Here is a 15,751-nt window from a genome sequence, read left to right as displayed (position 1 = left end):
GGTGGTGAACACAAGTGCAAATTACAGATGTTAGACTCCGTCGGGTTAACTCCGAGGGGAGAATGAAGGCAATTGCTTCCATTACCATCGATAACGAGTTCGTCGTACACGACATACGTGTCATCGACGGCAACAACGGTATGTTCGTGGCTATGCCTAGCAAACGAACTCCAGACGGTGAGTTCCGTGATATCGCTCATCCAATTTCTTCAACAACGCGGGAAAAGATTCAAGCTGCTGTATTGGCGGAATACGATCGTGCTGCTGTCGAAGAAGAAGTGATAGAGGAAGGTGCTTAACTTTGCTTAACTAGAGAGCCCTCGGGCTCTCTTTTCTTTTTGCAAGAATTAAGCTATATTTGGGGAAGAAATTTGCATTTATGCATATATAAGAGTAATCGGATAAAGGGGATGGATGCGTTGAAACTCATGGCTGTTGTACTTGCAGCGGGTCAAGGTAAAAGGATGAAATCGAAACTATACAAGGTGCTCCATCCAGTCGTCGGTAAACCGATGGTAGGACATGTTGTGGATACGCTGAAACATATACAGGCAACAAGAACGCTCGTTGTCGTGGGATATGGAGCTGAAGCCGTGCAGGCTTATTTAGGAGATCAAGTAGAGTATGCACTTCAGTCGCAACAGCTCGGAACGGGGCATGCAGTGCTTCAAGCGAAGGAAGCTTTAGGCTCAGAAGAAGGCATGACCATTGTGATTTGTGGGGATACACCGCTGATTTCAGAGAACACGCTAAAAAGTATGATTAAGCTCCATCAAGAGTCAGGAGCATCTGCAACGATTCTTACAGCGAAGCTTGATAACCCTTTTGGTTATGGTCGTATCATCCGCAGTGAAGATAGTCGTGTAACACGTATTGTAGAGCAAAAGGATTGCAGTCCTGAGGAAGCGGCTGTACAGGAGATGAATACGGGCACGTATATTTTTGATAATCAAAAGCTATTTAGTGCTCTTGCGTCTGTTACAAACAGTAATGTGCAGAACGAATACTATTTAACAGATGTCATTGGTATTCTAGCAAGCGCGGGGGAGATTGTGCAGGGCTATTGCATGGCTGATGTGACAGAGTCGATTGGTGTGAATGATCGCGTGGGGCTTGCTGAGGCTGAGCAGTTATTCAAGGCCCGTATTAATCGTCAGCACATGTTAAATGGCGTAACCATTATAGATCCATCTAATACCTATATTGAATCAGAGGTTATGATCGGATCGGATACGGTTTTATTGCCGGGTACGATTCTCAGGGGGCGTACGGTAATCGGTGAAAATTGTACAATTGGGCCACAATCTGAAATTATTGATTCCACGCTTGTGGACGAAGTAACGATTAAGCAATCTGTTGTACAGGAAGCTTATGTAGATAGCTATGCAAGCGTTGGGCCGTTTGCCTACTTGCGGCCAGGCGCCAAAATTGGTAAGCATGTGAAGGTTGGAGATTTCGTTGAGATTAAGAATGCTACGCTAGGAGAAGGTACGAAAGTTTCTCATCTGAGCTACGTCGGAGATGCTGTTGTAGGCAGTAACGTAAATTTTGGTTGCGGCGCTATTACTGTGAACTACGATGGTTTTAATAAGAGTCTTACAGAGATTGGCGATGATGCTTTCGTGGGAAGCAATGTGAATTTAATTGCTCCTGTTAAAATTGGCAAAGGCGCTTATGTAGTCGCAGGTTCTACGATTACACATTCGGTGGAAGACGGGGATTTGGCTATTGCCAGAGAACGTCAGTCCAATAAGCCGGGTTATGCTGATAAAATCAAAGCTCGCATGAAGGCTAAGAAAAACAATAACGGGTAATATTCAAGCCGTGACTTCGATTTGTAAGGAATTATAGGATTGATTTGGATGGAACCTCCTAAGCTTGGGTACGCTACAGAATAGCGTTTAACCAACTCGGTATCGCTTACGATGCTAGTTTTGCTAACGCAAAACGCTTAGGAGGTTCTTTTTAGTATGCCATTAACTTTAAAGGTAGAGGCTCGCAAGGATACAACCAAGTCTGACATTAAGCAGCTACGTGCTAAAGGCAAGATACCCGGTGTGGTCTACGGCAAAAAGGTTCATTCAACGGTCATCACCATTGATGAGAAGGAATTGCGCGCCTTGCTAAGAAAAAATCCGCATGCCATTATTGAGCTAGAGCTGCCGGACGGCGGTGGCAAGCAGCCAGTAATGATGACTGAATTACAGCGTGGCAAAGTGAGCAAAGAGATCCTGCATGTTGACTTCCATCAAATTAATATGGATGAGCCTGTAAGAACCGTTGTTAGCTTAGAGTTTATTGGGGAAGCAGAAGGCGCTAAAGAAGGTGGAATTGTGCAAGTGCAGCTTCATGAACTTGAGATTCGCTGCTTGCCGAACCAGATTCCAAGTTTCATTCAAGTAGACATTTCAAACCTTGGACTTGGGGAGAATATACTAGTTAGTAATCTTTCTGTGTCGGCAGAGATTGAAGTGAAGTCGGATCCCAACGAGTTAATTGTGACTGTGCTTGCACCTCAGAAAGAGGAAGCTGCAGAGGAAGTTGTCTTACTGGACGAGAAAGCAGAACAGGCGGATACGGCCAGCGAGACAGCGAAGCAAGAGCAGACGGTATAAGGCCGAAAATAAACAGAGGTTACCCTTAGGTTGTATCGGGTAGCCTCTGTTTTTGATTGGAAGTAAGCTTAATAGCCTGCACGCGAGATGAAAATGTGCATGGAGCGATTGTAAAATGTGTTGTTGACTTTAATAAAATGGGAGTTGTAAACTTCTATAAAGCCTATATCCTTGTATTGGTTTTGATAGTATACTTGGACGGGAATGCTGGCATCTATATGATTTTGGAAATCAAGATCGCATGTAAGTTGTTGACCGTTTAGATACATAAGCGCTGGTTCACCTACAACTATGAATTTGATGGTTACTTTTGTTTACATATAGGTAGACAATACATGCGATGACTTAGTTCCGCTTTAAGGGATGTTTACTTGGGATTCTTGCAGAGGTTTTACACAAGGGTGGCTTTCTGGGTAGATCGTTAGGGGGATAAATGGAAGATGAAATGTTTCATAGGTTTAGGGAATCCGGGGAAGCAATATGAGCTTAATCGCCACAATATAGGCTTCATGGCCATAGACTGTTTTGCGGCCAAATGGGGAATAACTACGTTCCAAAACAAAGGCAAAGCACTCCTAGGTGAAGGTGTAGTTAACGGTACGAAAGTGTATCTGCTCAAACCGATGACGTACATGAACCTTTCGGGTGAAGCGATGCGGGCTTTTTTGGACTTTTATAAGGCGAAACTTGAAGATGTCACGATTATTTATGATGATATGGATACATCTTTTGGTCAGATCCGCCTGCGCTATCAAGGGAGTGCGGGGGGGCACAATGGGATTAAATCCATTATTCAACACGGTGGTACACAAAGCTTTAATCGGATTCGAATGGGAGTGAACCGACCAGCGCCGGGTTATAACATTGCAGATTATGTGCTGTCCAACTTCTCCAAAGAAGAGATGAAGTCACTTGATCAAGTACTCGAGCTCACCTGTGATGCGATGGAATATAGTTTGAAGGATTCGTTTGAGAAGACGATGGCAAAGTTTAATAAATAGTGCTGAATTCTATTTAGACAAAGTATATGCACTTCGAATATCCGAAAATGACAACATTGGACTTGGCTAATTTCTCCGGTGAATGGTCATACTATCCTGTAATAGGATATTTGAAGGAGGCATACATATATGATCAAGTATATTTGCAGGCATTGCCATACCTTTGTCGGAGAAATAAATCAAGAAACGATTACGGAGCAGCAGTTGGGCTTCCATTTCTTGACCCCCGATGAGCGTAGAGATATAATATCGTATAATACGAATGGAGATGTTACAGTCAGAGTTGTTTGCGACTATTGCCGAGAAGCACTAGAAGCCAATCCGGAGCTGTCGCTACTGGCAAGTCCACTGCAGTAACGTTGTTTATGAAGAGTCAATAGCCTAGGCAAGTGTGCCGAGGCTTCTTTTTGTGAGGGGAGTGTACTTGTTTGCAAGCTTTAATTCAAGCTTTTTCTGCGGATACTGACTTTCAAACGATCGTCTCTGGTATTCGATCCGAGATGAAAGAGCAGCTCGTTGCCGGACTTACCGGCTCCTCTCGACAAGTGATGATTGCGACTCTTGCGCGAGAGCTTGAGCGTCCGCTATTCATTGTAACCCACAACATGTTCGCCGCCCAGAAAATCTCTGAGGATTTACTAGAGTGTTTATCCGAAGATCAAGTGCTGCTCTATCCATCTCAAGAACTTCTGGCTACAGAAGAAGCGGCTGCAAGCCCTGAGATGCTAGCGCAGCGTATTGACGTTCTCACTAAACTCGCTGGCGGGTATCGCGGCGTAGTTATCGCTCCTTTCGCAGGGGTGAGAAGACTACTTCCTGTGAAACAAGTTTACGAGGAAGCTCGCATTACGATTAAAGTCGGGGATACGATCCATCTCGATGATCTGCTGAGCGGATTGATGAATTTAGGATACGAGCGTGTGGAGCGGGTAGAGAGTAAAGGGGAGATGAGCGTCCGAGGCGGGATCCTAGATTTGTATCCGTTAACGTCCGCGAACGCGATAAGGGTTGAGCTTTTCGATGTAGATGTGGATTCGATCCGAACCTTCGATGTAAGCGATCAGAGGTCCATTGATAAATTGGCGTCCATTACGATTCCGCCTTGTCGGGAGATTCAAGCGGATAGAAAGCGATTACAATCGGCGGCGCAGCACGCATATGAGCTTCTTCAGGCGCAGCTGGAGAAGATGACCGATCGTGCAGCCAAAGATAAGCTATTGGAAGGCATAGGACACGATATCGAGCTGCTCCGCGAAGGGCAGATGTTTCCTGGAATTTATAAATATATATCGCTCTTATTTACGGAAAGACAGACCCTCATGGATTTCATGCCTAAGGATGCCGTGCTGATTATCGACGAACCGGCTCGATTGCTGGAAACAGCGAAACAGCTCGAACGCGATGAGGCAGAATGGATGATGCATGCTTTGCAAGAGGGGAAGAGCTTGCCAGCTTTTGTGCTGTCCAAATCCTATGAATCGCTTCTTCATCGCAGACCGTTTCCAACGTTATACTTATCCCTGTTCTTGCGCCAAGTATCCGGCATTCAACCGCAAAACATTGTGAATTTCGTTTGTCGTGTGATGCAAAATTTCCATGGTCAAATGAATTTGCTTAAAGCGGAGATGGAGCGCTGGAAGAAAAATGGAAGCAAAGTTATTTTGCTTGCTAACGGTGAAGATCGATCCGAACGGGTTAGACGGGTACTGCATGATTATCAGATTGAAATTCCTGAGATCGTAGATGGGAATCTACAAACTGGTTTCGAGATGCCTTCAATCCACTTAGTGGTTATCACGGAAGGTGAAATTTTCACTCAAAAGCAGCGTAAGGCTCGCAAAGTTGAGAAAAAACTGGAAAATGCGGAACGGATTAAGAGCTACCAGGAACTTAAGGTGGGCGATTATGTTGTTCACGTGAATCACGGTATTGGGAAGTATGTCGGCATTGGTACGCTCGAAGTCGGGGGTATTCATAAAGATTACATGCACGTTCTATATGCGGGTGGCGACAAGCTATCTGTCCCTATCGACCAGATCGATCTCATTCAAAAGTACGTAGGATCAGAAGAGAAAGAACCTAAGCTTTATAAGCTTGGCGGGACTGATTGGGCGAGAGTGAAGACCAAGGCGCGAGCATCCGTTAAGGATATCGCCGATGAACTTATTAAGCTCTACGCGGAACGTCAGGCAACTACGGGTTATGGCTTTAGCAAAGATAGTTCCTATCAAAATGATTTTGAAGCGATGTTCCCTTACGATGAGACACGAGATCAGCTTCGCGCTATTGAAGAGATCAAGGTGGATATGGAGAAGTCCCGTCCAATGGATCGTTTGCTCTGCGGTGACGTCGGTTACGGAAAGACGGAAGTAGCCGTTCGAGCTGCCTTTAAAGCAGCTATCGATGGGAAGCAAGTTGCTGTTCTAGTCCCTACCACCATCTTGGCGCAGCAGCATTATGAAACGTTCCGCGAACGGTTCTCCGGGTATCCTTTTAATGTTAAAGTGCTTAGTCGTTTTCGCTCTAAGAAGGAACAGACAGAAGTTATGAAGGGTGTTAAGAAAGGTACCGTCGATATTGTTATTGGCACGCATCGGTTGCTTTCGCAAGATGTTCAGTTTAAGGATTTAGGTCTGCTTATTGTCGATGAGGAGCAGCGTTTTGGCGTGTCTCATAAGGAAAAATTAAAACGGCTCAAAACGAATGTGGACGTGCTGACGTTAACCGCCACGCCGATTCCGCGCACGCTGCACATGTCGATGCTCGGGGTACGAGACTTGTCGGTTATCGAGACACCGCCAGAGAACCGGTTTCCTGTGCAAACGTATGTGGTAGAATACGGTCCGACGCTTGTTAGAGAAGCTATTGAACGGGAACTAGCGCGTGAAGGCCAGGTCTATTATTTATATAATCGGGTGCAGGGTATTACTCAGATGGCAGATCAAATTGCTATGATGATTCCCGATGCCCGGGTAACCGTAGCGCATGGACAGATGGGCGAGCAGGAACTTGAAAAAACAATCCTCGATTTTCTCGATGGAGAGTATGATGTGCTGGTCAGTACGAGTATTATCGAAACAGGCGTCGACATTCCTAATGTGAACACGCTCATCGTTCATGATGCGGATAAAATGGGGCTTTCGCAGCTGTACCAGCTGCGTGGACGCGTCGGTCGTTCGAATCGAGTTGCTTACGCATATTTTACGTATCAGCGAGATAAGGTGCTGACGGAAGTAGCTGAAAAACGCCTGCAGGCGATTAAAGAGTTTACAGAACTTGGTTCAGGCTTTAAAATTGCGATGAGGGATTTATCCATCCGCGGCGCAGGCAACTTGCTGGGCGCAGAACAGCATGGTTTTATTGCCTCTGTCGGTTTTGATTTGTATTCGCAAATGTTAGCAGAAGAGATTGCTAAGTTGAAACAAGAAATTGATGGCGAAGCTGTCCAGCCCGAACTGGAATGGAATACGACCATTGATATTCAATTGGACGCCTATCTGCCATCCGACTACATCTACGACAGTATGCAAAAAATCGAAATTTATAAGAAAGTGGCTGCTATTCGCTCATTGGAAGAAACCGCGGATCTGCATGATGAGCTCGTGGATCGCTTTGGAGATCTACCGCAATCCGTCTTCAACTTACTGGCAGTGGCTCGTTTGAAATCATACGGTTCGGAATACCGCATAGAAACGATTAGCCAAAAAGGGGAAGATTACCAGATTAAGGTTCATGCCGAACAGAATGGCAAGCTTGACGGACAGAAGCTATTTGCTTTATCCAAAGGCTTTGATGGTCGCATTAAGCTGGTTGCCGAACCGCAAATCAACATTATTATCCGCTGTAAAGGTCTTAAACCAGAAGCATCCATCGAGTTGGTGGAGAAATTCCTGGTGCAATACAAGGAAGTTCTGAAACCGAAGGGAGAATTACAAGATGTCGCCAAATCATACTAACAATCAACCAATGTACTCAAAAAAATGGATCCTATCAATGGTGGCGCTGCTTCTCGCATTTTCCGTGCTGAGCGCGTGCGGTAAAAAAAGTGAAGGGGGAGCGGCAAGCGCTTCGCCTTCCGCGACCGCAGCTGCATCAGGGAAGCCTACGGATATTATCGCTACTTACAAAGACGGCGGCAAAATAACTCGCGCCGAGTTTGATGCATTCGTGAGCACAAACAAGATGTTCTCTCCGCAGATTGCACAGTTTCTAGCAGATCCTGGGTTTCAACAAAACATGTTGAAACAAATGGTTACATTCCGCGTGCTTTCTGCCAAAGTCGACGATAAGACGAAAACAGAAGCAGACAAACAAGTTACTGAACAAATGAAGGCAATCACCGACTATTTCAGCAAGCAAGAAGGCGGAATGGACAAGCAGCTTAAAGATAACAACATTGAATTGAAAGACATCGAGTCTTTGATGAAAATGAGCTTCTACACGATGGGTAGTATGGAAAACAAAATCACGGATCAGCAGGTACAAGATGCCTACAATGAGCAAGCGGCTGCTCACACGTTTGATATTGCAACTGTAAGCCATATTCTTATCAGCCTCAAAGACGCGGCAACGCAAAAAGATTTGCGCACCAAAGACGAAGCTTTGGCTAGAGCTAAAGAAGTAAAAGGCAAACTGGACAAGGGTGGCGATTTCGCAGCCTTGGCGAAAGAATATTCCGATGATCCAGGCTCTAAGGATAATGGCGGTACGTATAAAGACGCTGACATTAATCAATGGGTGCCTGAGTTCAAATCGGCAGCAAGTACGCTTCCTTTGAACACGGTCAGCGATCCAGTAGAATCATCTTTCGGTTACCATGTGATGAAAGTGGAATCACGAAGCACGAAGCCGTTGGACGATACAATGAAAACGCAAATCAAGTCAGATTTGGCGCAGAAGGCGCTTTCTGAATTTGCCGAGAAAGAGTATCCGAATTTGGTTGAAACGAACAATTTGCCTAAGCCTACTGCAACTCCAGCTCCTACAGCAAGTCCAGCAGCGAGTCCTGCTGCATCACCAGCTGCAAAGTAAGAAGTTACCAGGATGCCCGTTAAGGGCATCCTGTTTTTATTTGTTATTTCTGGACAAGATAAGTTCAGCAGCATGCGAAGCTACATAAAAGAAAACCCGAAGGTAGAAGCGTCTGCATAGAAGAATGGGAAGTGAAGAATACTATGGATAGAATTCGAGTCCCCTCCAAATCCAGCATACAACAAGAATTCATGCTCCAGTCGTATCTAATTCTTCAGAGGAAAGTGAGGCATCTAGAGGTATGAAAGCAACTGGAATTGTCCGTCGGATAGATGATTTAGGGAGAGTCGTAATTCCCAAGGAAATACGACGCACACTTCGCATTCGCGAAGGTGACCCGTTGGAAATTTTCGTGGATCGTGATGGAGAGGTCATCCTCAAAAAGTATTCACCTATAGGTGAACTTGGAGATTTTGCAAAAGAGTACGCAGAGTCATTGTTTGAAAGTACGAACCATGTGGCGATGATCTCCGATCGTGACAATATTATCGCGATGGCTGGTGGTTCTAAAAAGGATTATTTCGAAAAGTCGGTCGGATCGATTATTGAAGCCTGTATGGAAAACCGCAAAGCAATTTTGGAAACCGGAAGCGGGCAATTTGAAATCATTAAAGATACAAGCGAAACGTTCTCCTCTTTCGTCGCAGCACCGATCGTTGCGGGGGGCGACCCTATCGGTTCTGTGATTCTGCTTAGCAAAGATGAGAATGTGAAGATGGGCAATATGGAAGTGAAAATGGTGGAAACCGCTGCAGGATTTTTAGCAAAACAGATGGAGCAATAAAAAGAATAGTATACAAAGGCTTCCTTACCGAGATGGCGATCATCTGTAAGCGAAGCTTTTTTTGTGAGGATGGGTGGATTTCGATATAATACTCCTATATCTACCAAAAAGGGAGAGGACCGGAGCATGAAGGAAGCCCATGAGGGTGAGCTTCAGAAGAACGTGGGTAAACAAAGTGCAAAGCTGCTCAAAGGAGCTGCAATTTTAGGGGTAGCTGCTGTCCTTTCTAAGCTGTTGGGAACTCTCCAGAAGATTCCACTGCAAAATGTTGCTGGGGATACGGCCTTTGGGTTATACAATGCGGTATATCCACTCTATATTCTGATTTTGTTTGCTGCGACTGCTGGGTTTCCGGTTGCAGTATCTAAATTTGTAGCCGAACGTGCCATCCTTGGCGATTATGAAGGGGCTAAACGGATCGTGTATGTCTCAGCAACGATCTTAATGGGGTCAGGGGTTGTGCTCTTTCTGCTGCTTTATTTCGGAGCTGGAGAGATTGCTGGTTGGATCGGGATCAGCCATACAGCGCGAGCGATCCGCAGCGTATCCTTTGCTTTGCTGTTATCGCCTGTTTTGGCGGTGCTTCGGGGTTATTTTCAAGGCTATCAGAACATGGTGCCGACTGCAGTTTCTCAAGTCGTTGAGCAGTTAATCAGAGTGATTACGATGGTGGCCCTACTGCTCTATCTAGTAGCCTTAACGTATGATGAAGCATGGATTGCTGCTGGCGCAACATTCGGTTCAGTTACAGGAGCGGGAGCAGGTCTGCTTGTAATGCTCGTGTATTGGCGTAAGGATCAACGTCTTAGGGGCAATGATTCGAAGAGGAATAGTGGTGTGAAAAGTCTAGAAGTGGATAATAAGGTTCAAAAGGCCAATTCTTATTCGAAGTGGCAATGGGCTAGGCGAATAACTGCTTATGCAATCCCTGTTTGCTTAGGCGCTATTGTTGTGCCTCTTCTAACGCTTGTCGACACGTTTACGATGCCGAGACTGCTTGAAAACTCACAAGGGAGCGAAGCCGAAGTCATGCGACAATTCGGATTATATAACCGCGGACTGCCGTTAGTCCAGCTTGTGGTTATGATTGCCTCTTCCATGTCCGCCGTGCTTGTTCCTGCCATCGCTGCAGCGATGGCCCATGGACAGGAAGGATTGATCCGAAGTCGGGCTGAGATGGCCGTGAGGCTATCTTGGTTAGTGGGGTTAGGGGCTTCATTCGGCCTTGCTTTTGCAGCAGTACCCATTAATATTATGCTGTATAAAAGCAGTGAAGCCAGCTGGACGATGGCCGTGCTTGCCTTCACGGCCTTATTCAGTACCCTGAACGCTGTTACGGCCAGCGTTCTCCAAGGGGTCGGCGCGATTATCACGCCGGCTAGAGCACTGCTCCTTGCCATTGTGCTGAAAGCACTCGGCAATGTGTGGCTAGTGCCCCGCTGGGGCATCGATGGCGCCGCGCTTAGCGCGGTAATCGCCTATGCCGCTGCTGCGGGGCTAAATCTGGTGCAGCTTATGCGCTGCACCGGAGCGCGCTTCGCGCTGCGGCCGTACGTCATCAGTCCTGCGCTGGGCGTTGGACTGATGGGCGTTTGCTTGGCAGCGCTGCAGCTGCTAGCCAAGCCCGCTGTGGCGGCTTGGCATGTGCCTGAGCGATTGTGCTATAGCACAATCGCACTTATTAGCGTTGCCGTCGGAGCAGCCGTCTACGGGCTAGCACTGCTGCTTAGCGGCGGCATCAGTCGCGAGGAGCTCCGGCTGATGCCGGAACTGGAGCGGAAGCTTGCGCCGATTTTGGCCAAGGTGCTGCCGCCAGCGAAGGAGCGAGCTTCAGATGACTCGTAGCTGTTTTCATGCTTCTTTGGCCTCTTTAATTTATTTAGTGAATGCTGCATCGATCTTCAGGTCAATCATCCATTGTAATTAATTATTTAACAAGCGTATCTGTAGTTCATAATATTCAGGAGGTGTCCAACCTACATGTCCACGCAAACCGCACAGATTACCGTTGTTGGGCTAGGTACAGGCGACGAAGATCAATTAACACTTGGCGCATGGAAAAAGCTGCAGTTGGCGGCTAAATCGCAAGCTTCGCTTTACTTACGCACGAAAGACCATCCTATGGTTCGTATGCTAGATGATAATCATATCCCTTACCAAACTTTCGATGCTAACTACGAAGCTCACGAGAGCTTCGAACAAGTGTACGCATCGATTGCAGAGGCGCTTGTTCAAACGGCCAAGCAGCAATCCGGCGAGGTCATATACGCAGTCCCAGGGCATCCAATGGTCGCTGAATTTACAGTTCAATTGTTGAAACAGCGCTGTCCTGCCGAAGGCATTTCCTTAAGTTTGCTAAGTGGCGAAAGCTTTCTAGATCAAGCATTTCTCCGCTTCGGGTTTGATCCGATCGAAGGATTTCAATTATTAGATTCAACGAGTCTGAACAGATATAGTCTGAATCCTCAGTTACACACTGTCATTGGACAAGTCTACGATACTTACACGGCTTCGGATCTTAAGATAAGCCTTATGGAAGCTTATCCAGACGAATACAGAGTCGTTGTTGGTCATTCTCTTGGAGTTGTAGGTGAAGAACAGATTATAGAAGTGCCTCTTTACGAGCTTGATCATATTCAGGGATATGGAAACTTGTCTCTCGTATGGGTACCTAAAAGCGAGCAGGACAAGGATCTTTATCGCTCCTTTGGTCGCCTTCATGAAATTGTTAACATTCTTCGGAGTCCGGAAGGTTGTCCGTGGGATCGGGAGCAAACGCATGCTAGCCTTCGTAAAAACCTTATTGAAGAAGCCTACGAGGTTCTGGAAACGATCGATGAAGATGATCCTGAGCATATGTGCGAGGAGCTTGGAGATCTGCTGCTGCAAGTCATGCTGCATGCTCAGATTGAAGAAGAGACCGGGACGTTTACCGTGTATGATGTTATTGCCGGCTTGAACGAGAAGCTGATTCGTCGTCATCCCCATGTATTTGGCGAAAATGAAGCCGAAGATGCTGAAGAGGCGCTTGTGAACTGGAACGAAATGAAAGCTGAGGAGAAGCGCAAAAAAGGTATCGATACGACTAAGCAATCAGTACTGGACGGCGTTCCGCGTGATCTGCCAGGCTTAATGAAGGCTTGGAAGCTGCAGAAAAAAGCGGCCACCGTTGGTTTCGATTGGTCAGAGGCGCAAGATGTGCTTGATAAGGTTGAAGAAGAGTTGGGTGAACTGCGAGAAGCGATTGCTAACCAAGGCGTGCAGGAGAAGCAAGAAGAACTTGGGGATCTGCTGTTTTCTATCGTTAACCTTGCTAGATTCCTCAAGGTTGACCCAGAGGAAGCCATTGCTCAAACAAACCGGAAATTTATTCGTCGATTTTCTTATATCGAAGAACAACTACGTTTAAGAGGACTTTCTTTTGAGCAAACTGATTTATCAGAGATGGAAGCGTACTGGCAAGAAGCAAAAAAAGTTGGTAAACTTACTTAGTCTAGAAGGATTTCAAAGAAAAAAGAAGAATACTTAGTTGGGTGTAAGGTGTAATATGGAAATGTAACCGTTAGGGTACATAGAAGACTTGATCTTCAAACATTTTTAGGAGGTAAATAAAAATCATGAACAAAACAGATTTGATCAACAACATTGCAGAAAAAAGCGGTCTAACTAAGAAAGACGTGGAAGCTGTATTAAACGGATTCCTTGGTGAAGTTACTGATGCGCTTTCGTCCGGAGATAAAGTACAATTAATCGGTTTCGGTACTTTCGAAACTCGTAAACGTTCTGGTCGTACAGGCCGTAACCCTCAAACGGGTAGCCCGATCGTGATCGCAGAATCCAAAGTTCCTGCTTTTAAAGCCGGCAACAAGCTTAAAGACGCTGTAAAATAATGCGCCTCGATAAGTTTCTGAAGGTTTCTCGTCTGATCAAACGTCGTACAGTTGCTAAGGATGTCTCCGACCAAGGACGCGTATGGATCAACGGTAGAGATGCGAAAGCGAGTACAACCGTAAAAGTTGGAGATGAACTTGCCATTCAATTCGGTCAGAAAAAAGTGACGGTTCGCGTGGAAGCACTAGCCGAGTCTACCCGTAAGGAAGACGCTGCGCAGATGTATACTTTGCTGAAGGAAGAGGCTTTTCAGTTGGAGTAAATAGCCTGATTGTCAAATAGCCTGGGATCCCTGTATAAGGGTTCCTAGGCTATTTTGCAGTTCTAAAAGTGGACATCCTCCCATATCGTAGTGATAGATGAAGGAGGGGTACAGGCCATGATTGATCCCGTGAGAAATAATAAACGACAGGAAATCAAAATGTTGAATCGCAAGCTCTTGGAGATCTCCGGAGTTTTGAACGTAGAAAGTTTCGATAGTGAAGAATTCCTTCTTGAGACGGAAATGGGTTACTTGATGATTAAGGGTCAAAATTTGCACATCAAGAATTTGAGCTTGGAACAAGGGTTAGTCGCCATAGAAGGGCTAGTTAATGAATTAGCGTATGTGGATGGAAACTCCCAGGAGAAGTCCAAGGGATTTCTAGGTAAATTATTTAAGTGACTTTACATGTTCAATTTCATACGATTTTTATGATGTTTCTGAGTGGAATCGCTTTGGGTGCGATTTTTGATGTGTTTCGCGTGCTCTCCAGTAAGTTGAGACTTCCTCGCTGGGCGATTCCGCTCATTGACATATTGTATTGGATTGTGGCGACAATCCTGGTGTTCCGATTGCTTATTTACAGTAATGAAGGTCAGATTCGCGTATTTATTTTTCTTGGTATGGGGATTGGCATTTGCTTTTATTTTGCCTTTCTCAGTAGGTGGATCATTCAACTTACCTTGCTAGTGATTCGAATTGTTATAGCGTTATATCTTTTTATTAGCAGGACTGTCGAACTTTTGATTATTAAACCGATTATTGGCTTATATCGTCTAACGGTGATAATTTTAGGGTTTTTGCTTGCTGTGGCTATATTCCTGTATAAAATTGTGCTACAATTGCTCTATCCTTTATGGAGATTACTCCTCTGGATGACTAGGCCTGCGCATAAGTATTTTGTAATTCCTGTTTGGTTCAAGAAACTAACAGGTAAGATTATGGAGATCTGCCGCAGGTTATTCTCAAAGTAGGAGGGCATTCCTATTCATGCAAGCACAAGCAAACGTTCCATCCAAGATCAGCAGCAAAGGCTCTAAGCGAAGACTTCGATTTCTGATGATCTTTGTTTTGTGTTTTATGAGCTGGGCAGGTGTTAATATCTGGGGTCAGTTCGCCAAGCTTCATGAAAAGAGTAATGTCATGGCCGACTTGGAGCAGAAACTTGCTGATGCTGGCAAATTGAATGATCAAACGAAGAAAGAGTTATCGCGACTTCATAATGATGAATATTTGGAGCAGATCATTCGCAGAGATTTTCATTATATTAAAAACGGAGAGACTCCTTTAAGTGTCTCGAAGTCGCAGTAATAAGCAGGATGTAGAAGTAGGCATTTGCCTTGTTGACCGTAGTTTCTGCATCGGTTATAATCGGCGTAGCCAGTGTTTTCAACATTTTAAGGGAGGAACATTTTACTTTATGGCAATTGAAGTGGGCACCAAGTTAGAGGGTAGAGTGACGGGGATTACTCACTTTGGAGCATTCGTCGAGCTTGCTGAAGGAGTTACCGGTCTTGTTCACATCTCAGAGATAGCGGATAATTATGTGAAAGACGTTAATGACCATTTAAAGCTGGAAGACAAAGTAACGGTCAAAGTGATTAACGTGGACAAGGATGGCAAGATCGGATTGTCAATCAAGCAGACGATTGATAAGCCAGTTGAGGAAAGACCAGCTCGTCCTGAACGACAAGGTGGCGGTAGCTATCAAGGACGCCCAAGTGGAGATCGTCCTGGATACCAAGGACGCCCAGGCGGCGGAGAACGCAGTGGTCCCCCTAGTGGTGGTCCAGGTGGCGGAAGACCAAGTGGTGGCGGAGGTGGCTTCAATCGCGGAGGCGGTGGTGGTGGTCGTGGCGGCTTTAACAAGCAGCAGGGCGGCGCTAGACCATTTTCTTTCGAAGATAAAGTGTCTCGTTTCCTAAAAGACAGTGAAGAGCGGATTTCGTCTCTGAAGAAGAATACCGAGTCCAAACGCGGTGGCCGAGGCGGAAGAAGAGATTAATATACAAGCACCAAACCACATTTACTTAAGTAGATGTGGTTTTTTTGCGTTTTGATAAGGTACCATAGAAGCGAGGAAAATGATCGTTGAAGGGGCAAGCAATATTATGAGTGAAAGAGCTCCACTTCAATCGACATCAATTTACCCCATATGCGAGGCGAA

Annotated in this window: 16 protein-coding genes; all 16 read left to right on the top strand. The window is 45.6% G+C overall.

What is annotated here, in order from left to right; genetic code table 11:
* Window positions 1-14 precede the first annotated feature (14 nt).
* The 16 genes from spoVG to GK047_RS27010 all read left to right on the top strand — a co-directional run bounded on the left by spoVG (window position 15) and on the right by GK047_RS27010 (window position 15,589).
* On the top strand, window positions 15-299 hold the full coding sequence (gene spoVG / locus GK047_RS27085; protein ID WP_028557369.1) for a septation regulator SpoVG: 285 nt from the start codon (window positions 15-17) through the stop codon (window positions 297-299).
* A gap of 120 nt (window positions 300-419) precedes the next feature.
* Window positions 420-1,814, top strand: coding sequence for a bifunctional UDP-N-acetylglucosamine diphosphorylase/glucosamine-1-phosphate N-acetyltransferase GlmU (glmU, locus tag GK047_RS27080; protein ID WP_163953610.1), 1,395 nt, complete (start codon window positions 420-422; stop codon window positions 1,812-1,814).
* A 156-nt stretch (window positions 1,815-1,970) separates the two neighbouring features.
* Complete coding sequence (locus tag GK047_RS27075; RefSeq protein ID WP_163953608.1) at window positions 1,971-2,615, top strand: 50S ribosomal protein L25; 645 nt, start codon at window positions 1,971-1,973, stop codon at window positions 2,613-2,615.
* Window positions 2,616-3,055: 440 nt separating this feature from the next.
* Window positions 3,056-3,616, top strand: coding sequence for an aminoacyl-tRNA hydrolase (gene pth, locus GK047_RS27070; RefSeq protein ID WP_163953605.1), 561 nt, complete (start codon window positions 3,056-3,058; stop codon window positions 3,614-3,616).
* Window positions 3,617-3,745: 129 nt separating this feature from the next.
* On the top strand, window positions 3,746-3,973 hold the full coding sequence (gene fin / locus GK047_RS27065; RefSeq protein ID WP_163953604.1) for an anti-sigma-F factor Fin: 228 nt from the start codon (window positions 3,746-3,748) through the stop codon (window positions 3,971-3,973).
* Window positions 3,974-4,044: 71 nt separating this feature from the next.
* Window positions 4,045-7,572 (top strand): transcription-repair coupling factor, encoded by a 3,528-nt coding sequence (mfd, locus tag GK047_RS27060; RefSeq protein ID WP_163953602.1) that lies wholly within the window; start codon window positions 4,045-4,047, stop codon window positions 7,570-7,572.
* Entirely contained in the window at window positions 7,553-8,647 is a 1,095-nt protein-coding gene (locus tag GK047_RS27055; RefSeq protein ID WP_240344302.1) for a peptidylprolyl isomerase, read from the top strand. The genes mfd and GK047_RS27055 overlap by 20 nt, the downstream gene beginning before the upstream one ends.
* Window positions 8,648-8,888: 241 nt before the next feature.
* Window positions 8,889-9,431 (top strand): stage V sporulation protein T, encoded by a 543-nt coding sequence (gene spoVT / locus GK047_RS27050; protein WP_163953601.1) that lies wholly within the window; start codon window positions 8,889-8,891, stop codon window positions 9,429-9,431.
* Between the two features lie 126 nt (window positions 9,432-9,557).
* Window positions 9,558-11,276 carry a putative polysaccharide biosynthesis protein gene (locus GK047_RS27045; protein WP_163953599.1) on the top strand — a complete coding sequence of 573 codons (1,719 nt, stop codon included), beginning with the start codon at window positions 9,558-9,560 and terminating at the stop codon, window positions 11,274-11,276.
* Window positions 11,277-11,411: 135 nt separating this feature from the next.
* Entirely contained in the window at window positions 11,412-12,923 is a 1,512-nt protein-coding gene (gene yabN / locus GK047_RS27040) for a bifunctional methyltransferase/pyrophosphohydrolase YabN (RefSeq protein WP_163953597.1), read from the top strand.
* A gap of 125 nt (window positions 12,924-13,048) precedes the next feature.
* The gene (locus GK047_RS27035; RefSeq protein ID WP_163953595.1) at window positions 13,049-13,321 is read left to right on the top strand and encodes an HU family DNA-binding protein; all 273 of its coding nucleotides are present in this window, start codon (window positions 13,049-13,051) and stop codon (window positions 13,319-13,321) included.
* Window positions 13,321-13,584 carry an RNA-binding S4 domain-containing protein gene (locus tag GK047_RS27030; protein ID WP_163953593.1) on the top strand — a complete coding sequence of 88 codons (264 nt, stop codon included), beginning with the start codon at window positions 13,321-13,323 and terminating at the stop codon, window positions 13,582-13,584. The genes GK047_RS27035 and GK047_RS27030 overlap by 1 nt, the downstream gene beginning before the upstream one ends.
* 117 nt (window positions 13,585-13,701) lie before the next feature.
* Entirely contained in the window at window positions 13,702-13,986 is a 285-nt protein-coding gene (yabP, locus tag GK047_RS27025; protein WP_163953591.1) for a sporulation protein YabP, read from the top strand.
* The gene (gene yabQ / locus GK047_RS27020) at window positions 13,983-14,558 is read left to right on the top strand and encodes a spore cortex biosynthesis protein YabQ (RefSeq protein WP_163953589.1); all 576 of its coding nucleotides are present in this window, start codon (window positions 13,983-13,985) and stop codon (window positions 14,556-14,558) included. Before yabP ends, yabQ begins: the two co-directional genes overlap by 4 nt.
* 16 nt (window positions 14,559-14,574) lie before the next feature.
* A complete protein-coding gene (locus GK047_RS27015) occupies window positions 14,575-14,895 on the top strand; it encodes an FtsB family cell division protein (protein WP_163953587.1) in 321 nt (106 codons plus the stop codon).
* 109 nt (window positions 14,896-15,004) lie between these two features.
* Entirely contained in the window at window positions 15,005-15,589 is a 585-nt protein-coding gene (locus tag GK047_RS27010) for a S1 domain-containing RNA-binding protein (RefSeq protein WP_163953585.1), read from the top strand.
* Window positions 15,590-15,751: the final 162 nt, after the last annotated feature.

This window comes from Paenibacillus sp. SYP-B3998 (assembly GCF_010820665.1).
Lineage (GTDB): Bacteria > Bacillota > Bacilli > Paenibacillales > NBRC-103111 > Paenibacillus_E.
The sequence above is the reverse complement of the archived record's forward strand: the minus strand, read 5'-3'. Positions and strand labels throughout refer to the sequence as shown.

What these genes read in the sequence shown, in the direction of transcription:
- GK047_RS27075 (WP_163953608.1), top strand. Translation starts at nt 1,971, where the DNA reads ATGCCATTAACTTTAAAGGTAGAGGCTCGCAAGGATACAACCAAGTCT.
- pth (WP_163953605.1), top strand. Translation starts at nt 3,056, where the DNA reads ATGAAATGTTTCATAGGTTTAGGGAATCCGGGGAAGCAATATGAGCTT.
- fin (WP_163953604.1), top strand. Translation starts at nt 3,746, where the DNA reads ATGATCAAGTATATTTGCAGGCATTGCCATACCTTTGTCGGAGAAATA.
- GK047_RS27055 (WP_240344302.1), top strand. Translation starts at nt 7,553, where the DNA reads ATGTCGCCAAATCATACTAACAATCAACCAATGTACTCAAAAAAATGG.
- spoVT (WP_163953601.1), top strand. Translation starts at nt 8,889, where the DNA reads ATGAAAGCAACTGGAATTGTCCGTCGGATAGATGATTTAGGGAGAGTC.
- GK047_RS27045 (WP_163953599.1), top strand. Translation starts at nt 9,558, where the DNA reads ATGAAGGAAGCCCATGAGGGTGAGCTTCAGAAGAACGTGGGTAAACAA.
- yabN (WP_163953597.1), top strand. Translation starts at nt 11,412, where the DNA reads ATGTCCACGCAAACCGCACAGATTACCGTTGTTGGGCTAGGTACAGGC.
- GK047_RS27035 (WP_163953595.1), top strand. Translation starts at nt 13,049, where the DNA reads ATGAACAAAACAGATTTGATCAACAACATTGCAGAAAAAAGCGGTCTA.
- GK047_RS27030 (WP_163953593.1), top strand. Translation starts at nt 13,321, where the DNA reads ATGCGCCTCGATAAGTTTCTGAAGGTTTCTCGTCTGATCAAACGTCGT.
- yabP (WP_163953591.1), top strand. Translation starts at nt 13,702, where the DNA reads ATGATTGATCCCGTGAGAAATAATAAACGACAGGAAATCAAAATGTTG.
- GK047_RS27015 (WP_163953587.1), top strand. Translation starts at nt 14,575, where the DNA reads ATGCAAGCACAAGCAAACGTTCCATCCAAGATCAGCAGCAAAGGCTCT.
- GK047_RS27010 (WP_163953585.1), top strand. Translation starts at nt 15,005, where the DNA reads ATGGCAATTGAAGTGGGCACCAAGTTAGAGGGTAGAGTGACGGGGATT.